Source organism: Bradyrhizobium oropedii, assembly GCF_020889685.1.
Classification (GTDB): Bacteria; Pseudomonadota; Alphaproteobacteria; order Rhizobiales; family Xanthobacteraceae; genus Bradyrhizobium; species Bradyrhizobium oropedii.
On record NZ_JACMYO010000088.1, the window covers coordinates 1 to 19839 of the forward strand.

Here is a 19839-nt window from a genome sequence, read left to right on the forward strand (position 1 = left end):
CTCAGCGCCACCACATCGGCCGCCCGCAGCTGCGAGCGCAGCAGCGCATCGTCCAACATCGCGGCAGGCTGCGTCGCATCGACCACGCATAATACAGTCTCCAGCGGCGCCTCCTTCCAGATCACCGGATCCATCAGGTTGCGCACGATGTCCGCGGGGTCGGCGATCCCGCTCGTCTCGATCACGATGAACTCCGGACGCGGATCACGCCGCAGCAGCGTCGCAAGCGTGCGCAGCAGATCGCCCTCCAGCGTGCAGCAGATGCAGCCATTGCTCAGGCTGACCACGCCGTCGCTGGCGCCGGCGATCAATTCGGCATCGATATTGATCGCGCCGAAATCGTTGACCACGGCAGCGATGCGCTTGCCTTGCGCATGCGCCAGCAGATGGTTGACGACCGTGGTCTTGCCCGCCCCGAGAAAACCCGCGACCAGCAGGATCGGGACCGGCACCTCAGCCCCCAGCGACGGGCCGGCGCACCGGCCGGCCGGGACGCGCCGCGACATCGAGAACGCCATCATTGATCAACGGCTGTCCACTGACCACGAGATGCCGCACGCCCTCCGCCGGACGATTCATCGCCGAGAAGGTCGCGCGGTCGCTCAGCGTCTCGTAGTCGAACACCACGACGTCGGCGTCGGCACCCGCCTGCAGCCTGCCCTTGGCGCGCATCGCCGGCGTGCTTGCGGACAGGATTTCCGCCGGGATCAGCGCGCATTTGCGGATGCCCTCGAGCAACGACACTTTCTTGCGCTCGCGCACCCATTCGCGGATGAAGCGGGTGAAGCAGCCCGCCGAGCGCGGATGCGAGGTGGCATCGTCAGGCAGCGGCCAAGCGTCACCGGTGTAGGGCCGACCATCCGACAATGTCCACGGCATCGCGTCGGAGGCGATCGCGCCGCCCGGATACAGCACCGCCATGTCGAGCAGATCACGATGATGGGCGTTGTTCTCGATATCGAGCACATGCCACAGCACCAGCGTCGAGGGCTCTTCGGCCTGCGCCGCCAGCAGCTCCTCGCGGCTGCCGAAGCGGTGACCGTCGGTCACGCGCTGCACCGAATCATAGCCGAGGCCGTTGCGCTCCTCGAATTTCGGATCGCTGAAGAAGGTCGCCGCCAGCACCGTCGAGCCGGTGCCGTAGGGATAGGCCTCCACCGTGATCGGCAGACCCTGCGCCTGCGCCTTGGCGATCAGCGCAACGCAGCGTTCGATATCCGTCTTGCTCGACGAGTTGAAGTGGCAGATGTGCATGTGCGCGCCGGTGGCGCCGGCATAGCCGATCAAGCGGATATAGGCTTCGGCCGCGCTCTCGGGGTCGATGCGCGACATGTAGGCGACGTGGGTGAAGGTCGGCACCGCACGATCAGCCGCGAGCTGGCACACCGCGGTCAATTCCTGCACGCCCGCGCCCGGCGCATAGGCGTTGAGGATGCCGATGCCGATACCACCCTCGTTCAGCCCGTTGGCGAGACGCTCGAGGATGCCGCCGACCTCGCCTTCGGTCGCGACGTTCTCGATCCAGCGCCGATCCCGCATCGCTGCGCCGAACGATTCCAGCGAGCTTTCCGAATTCGAGCCGGTCATCGCGCCGATCCGCGCGAACGCCCAATTGGCGGCGGCGCCGTAGTTCAGCACCCGGCCCTTCTCGGCCTGGCGCTTGTACCAGGACGCCACCGGCAACACGCCGGCTTCGAGGTCGAGTGATGTCGTCACCCCGTCGAAGGCCTGCATGCGGTCGGCCGGAATGGTCTGGCCATGCGCGTGCAGGTCGATGAAGCCGGGTGCCACCACGAGTCCGGTCGCGTCGATTTGCCGTTCCGCGCCACCGAGCCCGGTGCCCACAGCGGCGATCTTGCCGTCGACGACGGCGACGTCGCCGACCGCGTCCATTCCGCTGGCCGGATCCACCACCCGGCCGCCGCTGATCACCAAACCACCCATCTCGCCACTCCCCGCATTCCGAATCCGACCGGTCTCTCGTCGGGCACAGAGAAGCGCATCGCACTGATTGCAGCAACCGGGTCAGGGTTGTGGTGACATGCTCTGGCGGAATATCCGCCGCGCCGTGATGGCGATTGCCGAAAGCCCCTCCCTACGTTCCGGTTGCACGCCGCGACGGCAGCCCCCGCCAGAGATCGTTGCCGGGCTTGATGCGGCTCGCCACGAGTTTGGGCGGCGTGCGGTCCTTGGCAATCGCCGCTTCGACCGCGCACTTGAGCCTGACGTCGTCGATCTGTGCCAGGAATCGCCCGACGACGCCGTCCTGATCCGCGCCCCGACCGGAGATCGCCGCGCACAGCTCCGCGGTCGTCCTGCGGAAGAAGTGGAAGGCGTCATCGACCGCACCACCCAGCCGGTCGACCTCGCCGGCCACACCGAGCGCGTGCATCCGATCGTCGTCGTCGAGGCTCACTGCGAAGCGCAGGACGGCAAGCTGCCAGGCACGGAGCAGCTTGCTCTCCGGTTCAGTCGCGTCCTCGCGCATCAGTCGAACACCCCGCGTGCCTGACCTCCTTCGGCCGTCGAGGGAGGTCGGGCGCGGCGCGACTATCCTTGCGCGGGAATAGGTTTTCGAGGGGAGCGCACGCGCGATCGCATAGGAATCGCATAGGCGGCGCGTCCCAATTCGCTCAAATCCCCTCGAACTGCAGACGCGCCAGCCGCGCGTAAAGGCCATTGGCGGCGACCAGCTCGGCATGGGTACCCTGCTCGACGATCCGGCCCTGGTCCATGACAAGGATGCGGTCGCAGGACAGCACGGTTGCGAGGCGATGCGCGATGACAAGCGTGGTGCGGTGGCGCATCAATTCCTCGAGCGCGGTCTGCACCAGCGTCTCGCTCTCGGCGTCGAGCGCCGAGGTCGCTTCATCCAGCAGCAGCAGCGGCGCATCGCGCAGGATGGCGCGGGCGATCGCGATGCGCTGGCGCTGGCCGCCCGACAGCGTCACGCCGCGCTCGCCGAGCTGGGCGTCGAAGCCGTCAGGCAGCCGGCGCAGGAATTCGGTGGCGTGGGCGAGATCGGCGGCGCGCTCGACCTCGGCGTCGGTGGCATCGGGCCGGCCGAAGCGGATGTTCTCCCGCGCACTCGCGGCGAACACCACGGAATCCTGCGGCACCAGCGCGATGCGCGCGCGCACGTCGGCCGGATCGGCCTGCCGGATCGGCACGCCGTCGAGCGAGATGGTGCCCGATTTCGGATCGTAGAAGCGCAGCAGCAGATGGAACAGCGTGCTCTTGCCGGCGCCCGACGGCCCGACGATCGCGACCTTCTCGCCCGATCCGACGTTCAGCGACACGCCGTCGACCGCCAGCGCATTGGGACGCGTCGGATAGGCGAAGCTGACATTGTCGAAGCCGACATCGCCGCGCGCCGGCTGCGGCAGGGCGCGCGGCGAAGCGGGCGCCGCGATCTCCGGCTTGACCCGCAAAATCTCGAACAGCCGTTCGGCGGCACCCGAGGCGGCCGAGACCTCGCCCCAGACCTCGCTGAGCTGGCCGAGGCCACTCGCGGCGAACGCCGTATAGAGAATGAACTGGCCGAGCCGGCCCGGGCTGATGGTGCCGACCAGCACGTCGTGCGAGCCGACCCAGAGGATCACCACCACGCTCGCGAACACGATGAAGATCACGATCAGCGTCAAGACCGCGCGGGCCTTGGTCGAGCTGCGCGCGGCCTGATAGGCCTGCTCGACCTCGCCGGCAAAACGCGTCCTGGCGAGCCGCTCGCCGGTATAGGCCTGCACGGTGCGGATCGCGTTGACCAGCTCGCTCGCATAGGCGCTGGCATCGGCCAGCGTGTCCTGGGCAGTGCGCGACAGCCGCCGCACCCAGCGGCCGAACGCCACCAGCGGAATCACGATGATCGGGATAGCGAGCAGCACGAAACCGGACAGCCTTGGGCTCGTGATCACCATCATCGCGGCGGCGCCGAAAAACAGCATCAGATTGCGCAGCGCGATCGACACCGAGGCGCCGACCGCGGACTTGATCTGGGTGGTGTCGGCGGTGAGCCGCGACACCAGTTCGCCCGACCGCGCGGAATCGAAGAACGAGGGCGACAGCGAGATCAGATGCGCGAACACGTCGCGCCGGAGATCGGCGACGATGCGCTCGCCGATCGTCATCACGAGGTAGTAGCGCGAGGCGCTGGCACAGGCGAGCACCGCGACCACCGCGATCATCACGCTGAAATAGCTGTTGATCATCGCGATGCCTTCGGGCGTGAAGCCCATGTCGATCATCCGCCGCACCGCGACCGGCACGATCAGCGTGGTGATCGCCGCGATCGTCAGCGAGATCAGCGCGAGGATCGCCCGCCCCTTGTAGCGTGCGACATAGGGCGCGAGCGCAAGCAGCGGCCGCAGGCGGGCACGGCTCTTCGCCGGCTCCGTGATCTGGCTCTCGATAAAGGCTTCCTCATCGAGCAACGCGTCGCGCGGAGGCTGCGGGGTGCCGCGAGGGGTCTCAAGCTGTTCAGCTACGCTCATCAATCTAGACCGGTTCTATCGCCCCCCACATAGGCCTGCCGACCCCCGGCTGGCAAATCCGGTAAAGTCCCAATCCGGTGATGGGCTTAAGCCCTTTCTTGGCTTGTTTTGGGGGGCTCCATGCGTTATAGAGCCGCCCAAATCCCGTACCTGAATGTCTTGAGATGGGCGCCGCGCGCCGAAGGAACTGTCATGAAAGCCGATATTCATCCGAATTATCATACGATTAAGGTCGTCATGACCGACGGCACCGAGTACCTGACCCGCTCGACCTGGGGCAAGGAAGGCGACACGCTGAACCTCGACATCGACCCCAAGTCGCACCCGGCCTGGACCGGCGGTACCCAGCAGCTGATGGACCGCGGCGGCCGTGTCTCGCGCTTCCAGAAGAAGTTTTCGGGCTTCCTCAAGAAGGACTAAAGTCCGCTTCGGGATCGCCCTTGTGGTCGAACGCAAAACGCCCCCATCTCGGGGGCGTTTTTGTTTTTGGGGCGCGCTCCGGATCGGCTGGATGGACAACCGCGCCGCTCTCTCCACGTCGTCGTCCCGGCGAAGGCCGTGCCCCTAGCGATCCCCGAAGGCGAGCCGCGCGCCAAGCGCGACCAGGATGCTGCCGCCGATCCGCTGCATGATCCGCTGCGACCTGCGCGAGCGCTGCAGCTTCGACATCACGGCGCTGGCGAAGAACACGCAGACGATATCGACCGCCGAGAACGTCAAATTGACTGTCGTGCCAAGCAGGAACAGCTGGGCCCAGACCGGCAGGCCGGCCGACGCATCGACGAACTGCGGCAGGAACGCCAGGAAGAAGATCGCGGTCTTCGGATTCAAGACCTCGACGACGATGCTTTGCGCGAAAGCGCGCTCAGCGGAGAGCGGCGCAAGCGTGGGACGCTTCGTATTGTCGCGATCGCGGAACAGCGACAGCCCGAGCCAGACCAGATAGGCCGCACCGGCAAGCTTCATCGCTGTGAACAGCGGCGGCACCGCGTGAAATAGAAGAGCGAGGCCGGCGGCGGCCGCGATGACATGGACATAGCCGCCGAGGTGCAGGCCGAGCGATGCCATCAGCCCCGCACGCCGGCCGCCCGCCAAAGTGCGGGCCGCGGCGTAGAGCATGGCTGGACCTGGGATCAGCGCAAAGGTCGCGGTCGTGATCGCGAAGGCAAGGTACAATTCCATCGAAGGCTTCGTCTCGTCTAGCCGTGCTGAGTTCGGATCGAATAGCGACGGCGCTGCGCTCCCTCGCCCCGTTCTTACGGGGAGAGGGTTGGGGTGAGGGGCTGCTTCCGCGTATTCTGTGATAGCTACGTTTGCGGAGACCCCCCTCACCCGGAACGCATCTGACGATGCGTTCCGACCTCTCCCCGCACGCGGGGCGAGGTGAAGCGAAGTCCGCGGCTCGAAGCGGTCTCATCTCGCCCTAATTCGCCGGAATCATCGCCGCGACCTCGCGATCAGTCGGACTGTCGCTTGCCTCAAGTCCCGCGATCACCCCGGTGCGATCCTCGAGCTTGCGGTTCTGGCTCATCTTCTTCTTGGCGTCGATCCGCGTGATCGGCATCCGGAAGCCGACGATGCCGCGCAGCTGCGCCTTGATGAAATCATCGGGCGCATCGCTGACCTGCCAGGCTTCCTTGCGCGACTTCTCGTGCAGCGCGGTCAGCCGGGTCACGACGTCGAGCAGGCGGTCGGCATCCTCGAAGAACTCGGCCGCACCATAGGCGTGCACGGCGACGTAATTCCAGGTCGGCACCACCTTGCCGTGCTCGGCCTTGGTCACATACCAGGACGGCGTCACATAGGCGTCGGGGCCCATGAAGATCGCCATCGCCTCGCTCAGCGCAGGCAGCTTCCACTGCGGATTCGGCCGCGCGACGTGGCCGTACAGCGTGCCGTAGTCGCCCTCGTTTTCATTGAGGATCAGCGGCAGCGGGGTTGCGATCAGCCCGTCCGCGGTCGCGGTGACCAGCGTCGCGAGCCGTGACGCCCGCATCGCGGCGTGGATCGGGCCGAGCTCTTCCATCTTGAAATGCGGCGGCAGGTACATGGCAGACCTCTGGCAGACCTCATCAATTGCTGCTCGCACAATAGCGCCGAAGTGGCCTATGATAAGAGCCACTTTCGATCACAATGACTGGTCCACTATGCCCCGTCTGCGCGCCACGATCAGCATCCCCTCGCTCGGCGCGGTCGATCGCGCCACCGGACAGGTCGGACGGCAGATTGCTCAAGCCTTGCGCGCCGCGATCGCGAGGGGCGAACTGAAGGCCGGGGAATTGCTACCGTCGACCCGCGCGCTGTCGGCCTCGCTCGGCGTTGCCCGCGGCACGGTCGCGGAAGCCTTCGAGCAGTTGCAGGCCGAGGGCTATCTGGAATCGCAGGTCGGCGCCGGGACCCGCGTCGCGCCGACGCTTGCCGAACAGGCGCAGCCCGTTCGCCCGTCGGCTGGTCGCGGCCCCGACAAGCCCGCACCGATCCAGTTGCCGCCGCGCGCGATGCGGCTCGCCAAAGTGGTGGCGGCCTTCACGCCGATGCCCGAAATCCCGTTTGCGATCGCAGTCCCCGGTGGCGCGGTCGCGCCTGACGACAATTGGCGCCGCCTCGGCAACCGTGTGCGTGCATCGCGGGCGGCGGCGCCTGCGAGCTACGGCGATCCGCGCGGCCTGATGGAGCTGCGGCAGGCGATCGCGGACTATGTGCGGAAATCCCGCGCGGTGCATTGCGAGCCAGGGCAGGTCGTGATCACGGCCGGCACGCAGCAGGGACTTTATCTCGCCGGCCGCGTGCTGCTGTCATCGGGCGATCGCGTCTGGGCCGAGGATCCCGCCTATCCCGGCATGACGGCGGTGCTCGACGATCTTGATCTCGTCACGACACGTGTGTGCGTTGATGCGCAGGGCATCGACGTCGAGGCCGCCATCGCGGCCTGCCCGCAGGCACGCGCGGCGTTCGTGACGCCCTCGCATCAATATCCGCTCGGCATGCCCTTGAGCATGGCCCGCCGCAACGCGCTGGTGGCTTGGGCGCAGCGAAGCAACGCGTGGATCGTCGAGGACGATTACGACAGCGAGCTGCGCTACGCCGGTCATCCCTTTCCGTCCATGCAGGGCCTCGCGCCGTCGCGCGTGATCTATCTGGGCACGCTGAGCAAGGTGCTGTTCCCCTCGCTGCGGCTCGGCTATGTCGTGGCGCCTTCGCCGCTAATCGACGCCTTCGCCGGCGCACGCGCCCTGCTCGACCGGCATTCGCCGACCGCCGACCAGCACGTGCTGGCGGCCTACATGCGCGAGGGGCTGTTCGAAGCGCATATCCGGCGCATCCGCGGCGTCTATGCCGCGCGGCGCGCGACACTAATCGCGGCGCTCGAGCGACACATGCCCGAGGACGTCACGCTGCAACCAAGCGACCAGGGCATGCATCTGCTGCTGTGGCTGCCGCAGCGCTTCGATGATGTGCAATTGGCGAAATCAGCACTCGCCGACGGCATCGTCGTGCGGCCGATCTCACCGATGTACGAGGCAGCAGCGCGGCCCGGCCTCATGCTCGGCTTCGGCGGCTTCGAACCGGAGGAGCTGGAGGCGGCCGTAATACGGCTGCGGCAGGTGATCGATCAGCACACGCCGCAGCGGCCGGCCAAACCACGCCGCACTCAAGTTTCACACTGATTTGACGGTTCGAATCTTACTGCTCGAACGCGGCCTTGAGGCGGTTGAGCTGCGGCACCAGCGGATTGCCGATCGTCGAGCGATCCGGCGCCGGCGCGTGGATCGTGGTGTCGAGGCGGCGGACGCGCGCCTGCAGATCCATCGAGCGGGTGATCAGCTGCTGCAATTGCTCGGGCAGCTTGGTGACCATATCGACCGGGCCGGGATCGGCGGCCGAAAGCTTCACCTTGGTCTTCTCGCGATTGGCCTGGGTCAGCGTCATCTCGCCTTCCTTGACCGCGCGATGCAGCAGCAGCCACGACGCGAGCTGCATCAGCCGCGTGGTCAGGCGCATGCTTTCGGTGGCATAGGTCAGGCTGACAGACCGTTCCAGCGCCTTGGCCTCGGTGCGGCCGTCGCCGTCGAGATAGGCGGCGGTCTGCTCGACCAGGTCCATGCCTTCCCGGAACAGCACGCCGAATGCCGCAGAATTGGTCAGCCGCTCACTGAACAGCACAAGCCCGGCTTCGTTCTGGGAACGATCCGCCATGGTTAACGCCCTCACACCATCTTAACGCCCGCTGGCATCTCACGCGCCAGCTTATGATGAACAAATCATTGCGCGGGCGCGCCGAAGAGTCCAGCCGCAACCGGATTTATGGTTTCCAAGGGATAGGACGCACAAAAAAGAGCCGCCGTTTCCGGCGGCTTTTGAAGTTGATAACAGGGAGGCGTCAAACAGAGTGGACAGGAGCCACTCGGTGTCCAAACGAGGACAATGCAGTCATAATCGAGAAAGCTTAACCGATCGTAAATGAACGGATTTCTTCAGGCTTTGTTTGCCATGTCGGTCATTGACCTAGTTTGGGACAGTCCCTCGCTGATCCCCCACGCGTCGTCCCGGCAAAGGCCGGGCCCATAACCACCGGTGCCCGCGTTGCACGAGGCTGTGGCCCAACCCTACACAATGAGGAGCAGCGGTGGTTATGGGTCCCGGATCGCGCTCGCTCCGCTCGCTTGTCCGGGACGACGTGATGTCGCAGCTGCGTAGCCTGGATGGAGCGCAGCGTAATCCGGGAAAGATCCATTCGCGGATAACCTGCCCCGGATTGCGCTTCGCTTCATCCGGGCTACGAGAACGAATGGAGCGCAGCGCTACGACTTGAAGAACGCGTCCGCGGCGTCCTTCGACGCGCGCTTCTTCGACATCGCCTCTTTCAATCGATCGACTTCTGCGTTGAGCAGCGCGATCCGCTCGGTCAAATCCTCGACCGACAGCAGGTAGAGATCTTGTCCGATCTCGTGGCTGATCTTTTTCTTCGGCCGGTCGTCATCCTCAATCGGCATGTTGCCCTCCCGGCAATGATGATCTGGCGCCTCGCGTCCAGAGATGATAGATTTTGGGACAAGGAGAATTTTGCAGTGACTTTCGTGTGCACGCAACATCTGACGCGAATGCCCCGGCCCGACCGCAAGGAGTTTGACCGGACGGGATAGTGCGCCTGCGCGCCAGGCATGAGCCGACCCCAAGCCCTTCCGATCACGCGGGAGGGCTTTTGATTTTTCCGGTTTGATTTTCGGGGTCGGCATCAGCAAACGCGAAAGACCCTGACCCATGACCAAAATTCTCATTACCAGCGCCCTTCCTTACGTGAACGGCGTCAAGCATCTCGGCAATCTCATAGGCTCGCTGCTGCCCGCCGACGTCCACGCCCGCTTCCGAAGACAAATCGGCGACGACGTGCTGTTCATCTGCGCGACCGACGAGCACGGCACGCCGGCCGAGCTCGGCGCCATAGAGGCAGGACAGGACGTCCGCGCGTTCTGCGACACGCAGCACGCGGTCCAGGCCGACATCTACCGGCGCTTTGGCCTGTCCTTCGATCATTTCGGCCGCACCAGTTCGTCGCACAACCATGCGCTGACGCAGCACTTCTATCGCCGGCTCGACGCAGCCGGGCTGATCGAGGCGCGCATTTCGCGGCAAGTGTTCTCGCCGGCCGACCGGCGCTTCCTGCCCGACCGCTACGTGCTCGGCACCTGCCCGCATTGCGGCGATGGATCGGCGCGCGGCGATCAATGCGACCATTGCGGGACGCTGCTTGACCCGCCGGAGCTCATTGATCCGCGCTCGGCACTATCAGGTGACCGCGCGCTCGATATCCGCGAGAGCCGTCATCTGTTCCTGCGCCAGTCGCAACTCGTCGACAGCATCGACGCATGGATCGACAGCCGCACCGGGTGGCCGCCCTTCGTGGTGTCGACCGCGAAGAGCTGGCTCAATGCCGAGCTGCGCGATCGCTGCATCACCCGCGATCTCGCCTGGGGCATCGCGGTGCCGCGCGAGGGCTTTGACGGCAAGGTGTTCTACGTCTGGTTCGATGCGCCGATCGGCTACATCGCGGCCACACAGGAATGGGCGGCCGCCGCGCCCGGCCGCGACTGGAAGGAATGGTGGTGGCAAGCTGATGAGGTCAGCTACATCCAGTTTCTCGGCAAGGACAACATCCCGTTCCACACCGTGAGTTTTCCGGCAACGCTGATCGGCTCCGGCGAGCCGTGGAAGACCGCCGACGTCATCAAGGGATTCCACTGGCTCAATTTCGAGGGCGGCAAGTTCTCGACCAGCCGCAAGCGCGGCATCTTCACCGACGCGGCACTGGAAGAATTGCCGGCCGATCTCTGGCGCTGGTGGCTGATCGCCAACGCGCCAGAAAGCGCCGATACCGATTTTGGCGTCAGCAGATTTGTTGCCGATGTGAACAAGGATCTCGCCGACATCTTCGGCAACCTCGTCAACCGCATCGTCAGCTTCGCGCATCTCGCCTTCGATGGCCGCATTCCGGAGGGCGGCGCACCCGGTGAAACTGAGCTGCGGCTCGCACACGATCTGGAGCAGCGCATCAAGGCGTTGCACCGCCATCACACGGCACTGGAGTTTCGCGCCGGCGCGGCCACAACGCGCGCGATCTGGGATGCGGCGAACGCTTACCAGCAACACACGGCGCCCTGGACGGCGATCAAGTCCGATCCGGCACGCGCGGCGGTCATCACCCGCGTCGGGCTCAATCTTGTTGCGCTCTGCGCGACGCTGGGGTGGAGCATCGTGCCAAACCTGTCCGAGCGCGTGCTCGGCGCGTTTGGCTGCAACAATGCCGTGCCGCGCTGGCCCACTGGCCCACTCCTTCCGTTGCTGAATAGCGGTGCCGGCACGCCGGTCGCCAGGCTCGGCCTGCCGGTCGAGAAAATCAGCTCCGAGAAGGTCGCGCATCTGACGGCCCGGTTCGGGGCTTAACGGCGTTTCGCTTCGTTGGAAAAGGCGGTATGCCATCCGCCAATCCTCTCCACTGACCAGGGACACACCATGCCCAATCTGCCCGCGCAAATGACCGTCGTTGCCATCAGCAAGCCCGGTGGCCCGGAGGTGCTGGTGCCCGAGACCCGCGCGCTGCCGGTGCCGAAGGCCGGGGAGATCCTGGTCAAGGTCGCGGCCGCCGGCGTCAACCGTCCCGACGTCGCGCAGCGCTCCGGCTCGTATCCGCCGCCGCCCGGCGCAAGCGACCTGCCCGGCCTCGAGATCGCAGGCGAAGTCGTCGCGCTCGGCGAAGGCGCAAAGCACAAGATCGGCGACAAGGTGATGTCGCTCGTCGCCGGCGGCGGCTACGCGCAATATTGCATCGCGCAGGACGCGCAGGCGATGACCGTGCCGCCCTCACTGTCGATGCAGGAAGCCGGCGCTACCCCGGAAACGCTGATGACGGTGTGGCACAATGTGTTCGAACGCGGCGCGCTGCAGGCCGGCGAAACATTGCTGATCCACGGCGGCTCGTCGGGCATCGGCACGATGGCGATCCAACTCGCCAAGGCGTTCGGTGCCAAGGTGATCGTCACCGTCGGCTCGCAGGACAAGGCCGACGCCTGCCTCAAGCTCGGCGCCGATTACGCGGTGAATTACAAGACCAAGGACTTCGTCGAGGCGGTGAAAAAGGCGACCGACGGTGCCGGCGCCAACGTCATCCTCGACATGGTGGGCGGCGACTATATCGACCGGAACTATGACGCTGCCGCCGTCGAAGGCCGCATCGTCCAGATCGCGTTCCTGTCGGGAACACCGAAGGCCACAGCCAATTTTGCCAAGCTGATGGTCAAGCGGCTGCACCACACCGGCTCGACCCTGCGCCCCCGTAGTAATGCGGACAAGGCGGCGATGGTCGCGGCAATCGAGGCAAAGGTGCTGCCGCTGCTGCGCGAAGGACGCGTCAAACCGCTGATGGACAGCACATTCCCGCTGGAAAAGGCCGCCGATGCGCACCGGCGCATGGAGACCAGCGAACATATTGGCAAAATTGTGTTGGTGGTTTAACTCTCGCCATGGAAGCAGGGGCGGAAACCCTTTGATTCCCTTCGCTTTCGTGTCATTTATCGCGCCACCTCCGGGCCGGTCGCCGGGCCCGGGCAGTTTGTCGATCGCGGAGTACTGACATTGCGTCTGATCAGGTGCCTTGCGCTGCTGGCGCTGGGCCTCATGATGTTTGCCGCTGCGCCTGCCGCGTATGCGATCGACGCGGTCAGCGTGCGCAGCGATGCGCCCGCGATCGATTTGACGGCGGTTCTCGACCATCAGCGCAGTGAAACGGACCGCATCCAGGTCTCCACCGCTCCCGGAACCGACGGCATCGTGCGCCGCATCGAGGTTCGCGCCCGCGAAGGCGGCCAGAACTGGGTGGTGTTCGCACTCGCGAACAACACCGACGACCAGCTCGACCGCCTGATCGTCGCGCCGCACTATCGCATTGTGTCTTCGGGCCTGTTGTGGCCTGACCTCGGCCTGTCGCGCATCGCGACCATCACGCCGTCGGTCGGCGATCGTCCCGAGCGGCAGGAAAGCCCGACCGCCGACGTGTTCCGCATCACGCTGGATCCCGGTGCCGTCGTCACCTATGTCGCGGAACTACGCACTGACAAGCTGCCGCAGCTCTATCTGTGGGAACCCGACGCCTACAAGGACAAGGTCAACTCGTTCACGCTGTATCAGGGCATCGTGATCGGCATCTCGGGCCTGCTCGCGCTCGTGCTCACGATTTTGTTTGTGGTCAAGGGCAGCATCATGTTCCCGGCCGCTGCAGCGCTGGCCTGGGCGGTGCTGGTCTATATCGGCGTCGACTTCGGCTTCTGGGGCAAGGTGCTCGACATGTCGAACAACGCCGAACGCGTCTGGCGCGCGGCGGGCGAGGCGATCCTCGCGGCGACGCTGCTGGTGTTCCTGTTCGCGTACCTCAATCTCAGTCGATGGCACGTCCGCTACTCGCACATCACGATCGGCTGGCTGGTCTTCCTCGGCTCGCTGGTGGCGCTGGCGCTGTTCGATCCGGCGGTCGCCTCCGGCATCGCGCGGATGTCGCTGGTCATGATCGCCTTCGCCGGCTTCGCGCTGATCGTCTATCTCTCGACCCACGGCTTCGACCGCGCGGTGCTGTTGATCCCGACCTGGTTCCTGCTGGTGGTCTGGGTGGTCGCGGCCGGCATGACCGTTGCCGGCTCCGTCACCAACGACATCGTCGGTCCCGCGCTGCTCGGCGGCCTGGTGCTGATCGTGATGCTCATTGGCTTTACGGTGATGCAGCACGCCTTCGCCGGCGGCGGCGCCACCACCGGCGTCGTCTCCGATGTCGAGCGCCGCGCCCTCGCACTGACCGGCTCCGGCGATCTGATCTGGGACTGGGACGTCTCCGCCGACAAGGTGTTCACCAGCCCCGAGACCGAGGCCCTGCTCGGGCTGAAGCGCGGCACGCTGGAAGGCCCGGCGGCGAAATGGCTCGAGGTGCTGCACCCGCTCGACCAGGACCGCTTCCGCGCCGCGCTCGACAGCGTGCTCGACCAGCGCCGCGGCCGCCTGGTGCAGGATTTCCGCCTGCGCACGCCCGACGGCCACTTCATGTGGTTCGCGCTGAAGGCGCGGCCCGTGGTCGGCTCCGACGGCGAGGTCTCGCGCGTGGTCGGCACGCTGACCGACGTCACCGAGTTCAAGAACTCCGAAGAGCGGATGCTTCATGACTCCGTGCACGACAATCTGACCGGCCTGCCCAACCGCAAGCTGTTCATGGATCGCCTCAGCGCGGTGGCGAACCTCGCCAAGACCATGCCGAACCTGCGGCCGACCCTGATGGTGATCGATCTCGACCGCTTCAAGCAGGTCAACGATTCCGTCGGCATCGCGGTCGGCGATTCCATCCTGCTGACGCTGGCGCGGCGTCTCACGCGCATCCTCAAGCCGCAGGACACGCTGGCGCGGATGGCCGGCGACCAGTTCGGCCTGATCCTGCTGTCGGAGCAGGACCCGGCGCGGATCACCAATTTCGCCGAGACCATCCGCAAGACCATCCGCGCGCCGATCGCCTTCAACGACCGCGAGATCTTCCTGACCGCCTCGATTGGCCTCGCGCTGTCCGATCCGGCCGCGCCGCTGACCGACGAGATCATCAAGGACGCCGAGCTGGCGATGTATCATTCGAAGCGGATCGGCGGCGACCGCATCGACGTCTACAAGCCGGCGATGCGGGCGCGGAAGACCGACCGCCTGACCTTGGAGAGCGACCTGCGCCGCGCCATCGAGCGACAGGAAATCACGATCCTGTACCAGCCGATCGTGCGGTTGGAAGATCGCGCGATCGCCGGCTTCGAGGCATTGGCGCGCTGGGATCACCCCAAGCTCGGCCGGATGTCGCCGTCGGAGTTCATCAACGTCGCCGAGGAGACCGGCCTGATCGTCGATCTCGGCATGTTCGTGATGGACCAGACCGCGCGCCAGCTCGCGGTGTGGCAGCGCGCGATGCGCGCGCGCGAGCCGATCTTCGCGTCGGTCAACGTATCGTCGCGGCAGTTGCTGCGCCACGATCTGATCCACGACATCCGCACCGTGCTGTCGCGCTCCTCGGTGGCGCGCGGCACGCTGAAGCTGGAGCTGACGGAATCGCTCGTGATGGAAAATCCGGAGCACGCCGCCCAGATGCTGGCGCGGATCCGCGAGCTCGGCACCGGGCTGTCGCTCGACGATTTCGGCACCGGGCACTCCTCGCTGTCCTATCTGCAGCGGTTCCCGTTCGACACCATCAAGATTGACCAGTCCTTCGTCCGCACCACGAGCCGCGGCACCCGCCCGGTGATCCTGAAATCGATCATCGCGCTGGCGCACGATCTCGGCATGGACGTGGTCGCGGAAGGCGCCGAGACGGATTCGGATGCCGTCGAGCTCTACCAGCTCGGCTGCGAATACGCCCAGGGCTTCGCCTTCGGCGAGCCGATGGACGCCGACGCCGCCACGCGGCTGCTCACCGAGGAACGGCTGGAAGCCGCGAGCTAAAGCGCGACGAGAGCGCTTGAGCCGTTTGTTTTGCGCATGATCTATTCGGAAAACCGCTTCGCACTTTTCCGGACCATGCGCTAACGCGGCTTCGGCATTTTCTTGAACTTGACGCTCTTGCCGTCGGCCTGGCGGGTAGCGATGTAGCCGGCCTCGAGACAGGCCTCGCGCTGCGGCATCTTCTCCTGCGGACTGCGCTGGGTTTCCCACCACGACGCGCGGTGCGCGGCGCGCGGCAGCGCCGCATCGATGATCGCCTCGATCTCGTCGAAGGTCAGCACGAATTCGGGCAGATGCTGCTTCTTCAGGTAATCCCGCAGCGGGTCGTAGTCGTTCACAACGTCCTCGATGGCAATAGATGAGGTTCGGCAACCACCCGTTAACCCATTCGGCGGCCGCTGTCGCCATTTAAGGCGACAACAAGATTTCCCAATGCATGACGGCGCTTTGGAGCGGGACATGCTGTTTCGACGGGGAAAGGACGCAAGGCGGCGCTGGCGGCTATCGGCAAAGCTGCTGATCGCCTCGTCGGTCGCGACCGTCCTCGGCTTCTCCGCAGTCTGCACCGGCGTGATGCTCGACATGCGCCGCGGCGAGGAGCAACTGGCGCGCCGGACCCTGGAGAATCTGGCGTCAGGCATCGAGGCCGACATCAGCCGCAACATCGAGCTCTACGACCTGTCGCTGCGCGCGGTCGCCAGCAATCTGGAAATGCCGGAGATCCGCAGCGTCAGCAAGGAGCTGCGCCAGCTGATCCTGTTCGATCACGCGTCGACCGCACAGCATTTCGGCGCGATCCAGGTGTTCGATACCGAGGGCAATCTCACCATCGACGCCGCCAGCCTTGATCCGCGGCCGGAGAACCGCAGCGACGAGGACTATTTCACCATCCAGCGCGACCACCCCGACACCGGCCTGTATATCAGCCGGCCGATGCTGCATCGCGGCGCCTACGCCATCGTGCTGAGCCGGCGTATCGTCGGCGACGACGGCCGCTTTCTCGGTGTCGTGGTCGGCTCGATCCGCTTCAGCTATTTCCATGATCTGTTCGGACGGCTGAACCTCGTGCCGGGCGATACCATCACCGTGCTGCGCAACGACCGCACCATCATCATGCGGACGCCGTTCGATCTCGACGTGATCGGCAAGAACCTGGCGGAGGAGCTGGCCTGGAAGGCCGAGAACCTGAAGGTGGGCGGCGCCTTCTCGGGCAAAGGACCGGTCGACGACACGCCGCGGCTCTATGTCAGGCGCAGCGGTGCCGGGCCGCTTTACGTCGTGGTCGGCAAGCCGCTCGAAGCCGTGTTCAACCTCTGGCGCACCGAAGCGATCCGGATCGGTGTGATCATGGCGCTGCTGATCCTGTTCGTGCTCAGCGCAACCTTGGTGCTTGCCCGCGAGATCGTCCGCCGCGCCGACGCCGAGGACAAGCTCGAGGAACTCGCAACCACCGACGCCCTCACCGGCCTGAAGAACCGGCGCAAGTTCGACGGCGAGATCGAGCGCGAGTGGCGCCGAGCCAGCCGGCACGGCCAACCGGTCGCGCTGTTGATGATCGATGCCGATCATTTCAAGGCCTACAACGACACCTATGGGCATCAGGCCGGCGACCAGGTGCTGGTCGGAATCGCGATCTGCATTTCGGACGCCGTGCGCCGCGCCGGGGATTGCCCGGCACGGTTCGGCGGCGAGGAATTTGCGGTGCTGCTGCCCAACATGACCGCGCTCGAGGCCTTCATGCTGGCGGAGTCCATCCGCAACAAGGTCCAGCAATGGTGCGAGGGCGAGCTGATCACGACGGTGAGCATCGGCGTCGCCAGCATGCGGCCGCTTGCAGGCCAGCAATGGTCCGACCTGATCGAAGCCGCCGACAAGGCGCTCTACGCCGCCAAGGCCAGCGGCCGCAACCAGTCGGTGCTCGCCACCGTGCCGAAGATCGCCCTGGTGGCGTAGGACATAACTCTCGCCTCGTCGTCCCTGCGAAAGCAGGGACCCATAACCACAGGCTTTCATTGTTGAAGCAAGCTGTGGCTTCAGCGTCGCACAACAATGAGCATTCGGGGTAATGGGTCCCGGCCTTCGCCGGGACGACGGCGAGATTGTTGCAGCGCCGAGTCTCTTACATCCGCACGCCAGCTCAGCCGCGCCGCTTCTTCTTTGGCTTCTTGCCGAACTTCGGTTTCGCAGCCGACACGTCCGGCCACTGCGTGATTCCGGCGTGACCGGACTTGCCCCGATGTTTCTTTTTCTTGCCGAACCTTGGCTCGTCGCCGGATGTCGGCCTTGAGCCTTTTCCATCGCGATCGAATCGGGACGGCGCTCTGGATTCCTGTCTCGACGCGTAGTCTTCACGCGAGCCGCCGCCCGCTTCGCGCGAAAATGCTCTCGCCTCCCGGTCCGGCTTGCCGCGGCGCTTTGCGGCCGCCTCGTCACGCGGCTCGTCACTGCGCGGCGCGCGGTGCCCGCCGTCGTCCTTGTCACGCCACGCATCGTGCCTGGGCTTGCGTGCCGGTTTCTCCGATGGCGCCTGAACCTGCGGAGCGTCGGCCAGCGGCTCGATGCGGATGCTGTCTTCCTTGTCCGGACGCTTGATCTTCGTGGCGAAGGAGTCCGCAACCCGCGCGGCGATCTCGAACTCGGTGGTCGTGTCCATGACCTTGATGGCGCCGATGTCGCGCTTGTCGATGCCGCCACGGCGGCAGATCATCGGCAGCAGCCAGCGCGCTTCGGCGTTCTTCCGGCGCCCGATCGCGGCGCGGAACCAGACGGTCGCCTCCTCCATGCCGTGGCGCGGAGACTTCCCGGTCTTCGCTCGCGGCCCGACAGCACGCTCCTCGCGGCGCGAGGCGCGCTCGCCGCGGTCGCGGCCGCGTCCCTCGCCGGGATCGAGAATGTCTTCGGGCGACGGCAGCCGCGCGCGATAGAGCCGGGCCAATGCCGCGGCAATCACCTCGGGCGAGCGTTCGGCGAGCAAGGCCTGCGCAAGCACCAGATCGTCTGATGTCGCTTCCTCGGCGAACACCGCATCCTTGAGCAGGCGCTCATGGTCGAGCTTGCGGATCTCGTCCGCTTGCGGCGCGGTGCCCCAGACAATATCGATGCCGGCCAGATCGAGCAGCAATTCGGCACGCCGTCGTCGCGCCGGCGGCACCAGCAGGATGCTGACGCCCTTGCGGCCGGCACGGCCGGTGCGGCCCGAGCGATGCTGCATCACCTCCGGGTCTTTCGGCAGATCCGCGTGAATGACGAGATCGAGGCTCGGCAAATCGATGCCGCGCGCCGCCACGTCGGTCGCGACGCAAACCCGGGACCGTCCGTCGCGCAGCGCCTGCAACGCCTGGGTCCGCTCGTTCTGGGTCATCTCGCCCGAAAGCGCGGCCACCGAGAACCCACGCTCCAGCAGCGCCGCCTGCAAATGCCGGACGGCTTCGCGGGTATTGCAGAACACCAGCGCGCTCGGCGCCTCATGGAAGCGCAGCACGTTGACGACCGCGTGCTCGACATCGTCGGCGGCGACCCGGATGGCGCGGTACTCGATATCGGCATGGCCGCCTTCGTCGCCCGCGACCTCGATCCGGAACGCCTGCTGCTGATACTGCTTGGCCAGCGCGACGATGCCGCGCGGAAACGTCGCCGAGAACAGCAGGGTGCGGCGCGTGTCCGGCGTGGTCTCGAGGATGAATTCCATGTCCTCGCGGAAGCCGAGATTGAGCATCTCATCGGCCTCGTCGAGCACGACGACGCGCAATCCCGAAATATCGAGACGGCCGCGGCGCAAATGGTCGCACAGCCGGCCGGGCGTGCCGACCACGATGTGGGCGCCCGCCGCAAGCTCGCGCTGCTCGCGCCGCGGGTCCATGCCGCCGACACAGGAGACGACGCGGGCGTCAGCATGTTCATAAAGCCATGCGAGCTCGCGCTGAACCTGCAAGGCGAGCTCGCGCGTCGGCGCGACGATCAGCGCCAGCGGTGCGGCGGCCGGCTCGAACCGCTCGGCGTCACCGAGCAGGTCCTTTGCCATGGCCAATCCGTAGGCAACGGTCTTGCCCGAGCCGGTTTGGGCCGAAACCAGCAGGTCGCGGCCAACGGCATCGTCCGCGAGCACGGCGAGCTGGACGGGGGTGGGTTGTTCGTAGTTGCGCTCAGCCAGGGCGCGGGCGAGCGGCGAACTTGTGGTCGGAAAGGGCACGAGATGGGAAACCTTGATTGGTCCGGGCGCAGAACGTCGAGCGGGACGACCTGAAGCTGCGTACCCGGCAGGCGGCACAGCCGCATGACGATTTGGGCTGCTTTACGCCAAGACCGACCAAATCGCCATGCCCCCATGGCGTAAAAAGGTGCC

At 65.9% G+C, this 19839-nt stretch carries 16 protein-coding genes; 6 read left to right on the plus strand and 10 right to left on the minus strand.

Translation table 11 applies throughout. The annotated features are described in order from the left end of the window. From H8A95_RS23580 to H8A95_RS23595, 4 genes are all read right to left on the minus strand, one after another. On the minus strand, positions 1-452 hold a 452-nt coding region (locus tag H8A95_RS23580; protein WP_229185253.1), incomplete at its 3' end, for a CobW family GTP-binding protein. Position 453: 1 nt separating this feature from the next. Then, positions 454-1944 carry an amidohydrolase family protein gene (locus H8A95_RS23585; protein ID WP_229185254.1) on the minus strand — a complete coding sequence of 497 codons (1491 nt, stop codon included), beginning with the start codon at positions 1942-1944 and terminating at the stop codon, positions 454-456. 151 nt (positions 1945-2095) lie between these two features. Next, positions 2096-2488 carry a hypothetical protein gene (locus H8A95_RS23590; protein WP_229185255.1) on the minus strand — a complete coding sequence of 131 codons (393 nt, stop codon included), beginning with the start codon at positions 2486-2488 and terminating at the stop codon, positions 2096-2098. A gap of 145 nt (positions 2489-2633) precedes the next feature. Next, the gene (locus H8A95_RS23595; protein WP_229185256.1) at positions 2634-4490 is read right to left on the minus strand and encodes an ABC transporter ATP-binding protein/permease; all 1857 of its coding nucleotides are present in this window, start codon (positions 4488-4490) and stop codon (positions 2634-2636) included. A gap of 192 nt (positions 4491-4682) precedes the next feature. On the opposite strand from H8A95_RS23595, the gene rpmE reads away from it, so the two are divergent. After that, positions 4683-4910 carry a 50S ribosomal protein L31 gene (gene rpmE / locus H8A95_RS23600; protein ID WP_016845230.1) on the plus strand — a complete coding sequence of 76 codons (228 nt, stop codon included), beginning with the start codon at positions 4683-4685 and terminating at the stop codon, positions 4908-4910. A 144-nt stretch (positions 4911-5054) separates the two neighbouring features. On the opposite strand, the gene H8A95_RS23605 is transcribed toward rpmE, so the two are convergent. Both H8A95_RS23605 and H8A95_RS23610 read right to left on the minus strand, forming a co-directional pair. Then, positions 5055-5672 (minus strand): LysE family translocator, encoded by a 618-nt coding sequence (locus H8A95_RS23605; protein WP_229185257.1) that lies wholly within the window; start codon positions 5670-5672, stop codon positions 5055-5057. A 241-nt stretch (positions 5673-5913) separates the two neighbouring features. Beyond that, entirely contained in the window at positions 5914-6540 is a 627-nt protein-coding gene (locus tag H8A95_RS23610; protein ID WP_229185258.1) for an FMN-binding negative transcriptional regulator, read from the minus strand. A 97-nt stretch (positions 6541-6637) separates the two neighbouring features. On the opposite strand from H8A95_RS23610, the gene pdxR reads away from it, so the two are divergent. Continuing rightward, complete coding sequence (gene pdxR, locus H8A95_RS23615) at positions 6638-8158, plus strand: MocR-like pyridoxine biosynthesis transcription factor PdxR (RefSeq protein ID WP_229185259.1); 1521 nt, start codon at positions 6638-6640, stop codon at positions 8156-8158. A 16-nt stretch (positions 8159-8174) separates the two neighbouring features. On the opposite strand, the gene rcdA is transcribed toward pdxR, so the two are convergent. Then, positions 8175-8687: a protease adaptor protein RcdA gene (rcdA, locus tag H8A95_RS23620; protein WP_163158233.1), complete on the minus strand. Its 513-nt coding sequence runs from the start codon at positions 8685-8687 to the stop codon at positions 8175-8177. 605 nt (positions 8688-9292) lie between these two features. Beyond that, a complete protein-coding gene (locus H8A95_RS23625) occupies positions 9293-9484 on the minus strand; it encodes a DUF1192 domain-containing protein (protein WP_050631350.1) in 192 nt (63 codons plus the stop codon). Positions 9485-9752: 268 nt separating this feature from the next. On the opposite strand from H8A95_RS23625, the gene metG reads away from it, so the two are divergent. The 3 genes from metG (at position 9753) to H8A95_RS23640 (ending at position 15497) form a co-directional block, all read left to right on the plus strand. After that, positions 9753-11432 carry a methionine--tRNA ligase gene (metG, locus tag H8A95_RS23630; RefSeq protein ID WP_229185260.1) on the plus strand — a complete coding sequence of 560 codons (1680 nt, stop codon included), beginning with the start codon at positions 9753-9755 and terminating at the stop codon, positions 11430-11432. A 69-nt stretch (positions 11433-11501) separates the two neighbouring features. Then, positions 11502-12500: an NAD(P)H-quinone oxidoreductase gene (locus H8A95_RS23635; RefSeq protein WP_229185261.1), complete on the plus strand. Its 999-nt coding sequence runs from the start codon at positions 11502-11504 to the stop codon at positions 12498-12500. Between the two features lie 120 nt (positions 12501-12620). Further along, entirely contained in the window at positions 12621-15497 is a 2877-nt protein-coding gene (locus H8A95_RS23640; protein ID WP_229185262.1) for an EAL domain-containing protein, read from the plus strand. Positions 15498-15577: 80 nt separating this feature from the next. Here the strand turns inward: H8A95_RS23640 and H8A95_RS23645 are convergent, their stop codons facing one another. Continuing rightward, positions 15578-15835, minus strand: a complete 258-nt coding sequence (locus H8A95_RS23645; protein WP_229185263.1) for a DUF7662 domain-containing protein — start codon at positions 15833-15835, stop codon at positions 15578-15580. A gap of 121 nt (positions 15836-15956) precedes the next feature. Between H8A95_RS23645 and H8A95_RS23650 the strand changes: the two genes are divergently transcribed. Then, positions 15957-17450: a sensor domain-containing diguanylate cyclase gene (locus H8A95_RS23650; protein ID WP_229185264.1), complete on the plus strand. Its 1494-nt coding sequence runs from the start codon at positions 15957-15959 to the stop codon at positions 17448-17450. Positions 17451-17634: 184 nt separating this feature from the next. Here the strand turns inward: H8A95_RS23650 and H8A95_RS23655 are convergent, their stop codons facing one another. Next, positions 17635-19686: a DEAD/DEAH box helicase gene (locus H8A95_RS23655; protein ID WP_229185265.1), complete on the minus strand. Its 2052-nt coding sequence runs from the start codon at positions 19684-19686 to the stop codon at positions 17635-17637. Positions 19687-19839: the final 153 nt, after the last annotated feature.

Excerpts from the sequence above, each read along its gene's own strand:
- H8A95_RS23585 (WP_229185254.1), bottom strand. The coding sequence starts at position 1,944 with ATGGGTGGTTTGGTGATCAGCGGCGGCCGGGTGGTGGATCCGGCCAGC.
- H8A95_RS23590 (WP_229185255.1), bottom strand. The coding sequence starts at position 2,488 with ATGCGCGAGGACGCGACTGAACCGGAGAGCAAGCTGCTCCGTGCCTGG.
- H8A95_RS23595 (WP_229185256.1), bottom strand. The coding sequence starts at position 4,490 with ATGAGCGTAGCTGAACAGCTTGAGACCCCTCGCGGCACCCCGCAGCCT.
- rpmE (WP_016845230.1), top strand. The coding sequence starts at position 4,683 with ATGAAAGCCGATATTCATCCGAATTATCATACGATTAAGGTCGTCATG.
- H8A95_RS23605 (WP_229185257.1), bottom strand. The coding sequence starts at position 5,672 with ATGGAATTGTACCTTGCCTTCGCGATCACGACCGCGACCTTTGCGCTG.
- H8A95_RS23610 (WP_229185258.1), bottom strand. The coding sequence starts at position 6,540 with ATGTACCTGCCGCCGCATTTCAAGATGGAAGAGCTCGGCCCGATCCAC.
- pdxR (WP_229185259.1), top strand. The coding sequence starts at position 6,638 with ATGCCCCGTCTGCGCGCCACGATCAGCATCCCCTCGCTCGGCGCGGTC.
- rcdA (WP_163158233.1), bottom strand. The coding sequence starts at position 8,687 with ATGGCGGATCGTTCCCAGAACGAAGCCGGGCTTGTGCTGTTCAGTGAG.
- H8A95_RS23625 (WP_050631350.1), bottom strand. The coding sequence starts at position 9,484 with ATGCCGATTGAGGATGACGACCGGCCGAAGAAAAAGATCAGCCACGAG.
- metG (WP_229185260.1), top strand. The coding sequence starts at position 9,753 with ATGACCAAAATTCTCATTACCAGCGCCCTTCCTTACGTGAACGGCGTC.
- H8A95_RS23635 (WP_229185261.1), top strand. The coding sequence starts at position 11,502 with ATGCCCAATCTGCCCGCGCAAATGACCGTCGTTGCCATCAGCAAGCCC.
- H8A95_RS23650 (WP_229185264.1), top strand. The coding sequence starts at position 15,957 with ATGCTGTTTCGACGGGGAAAGGACGCAAGGCGGCGCTGGCGGCTATCG.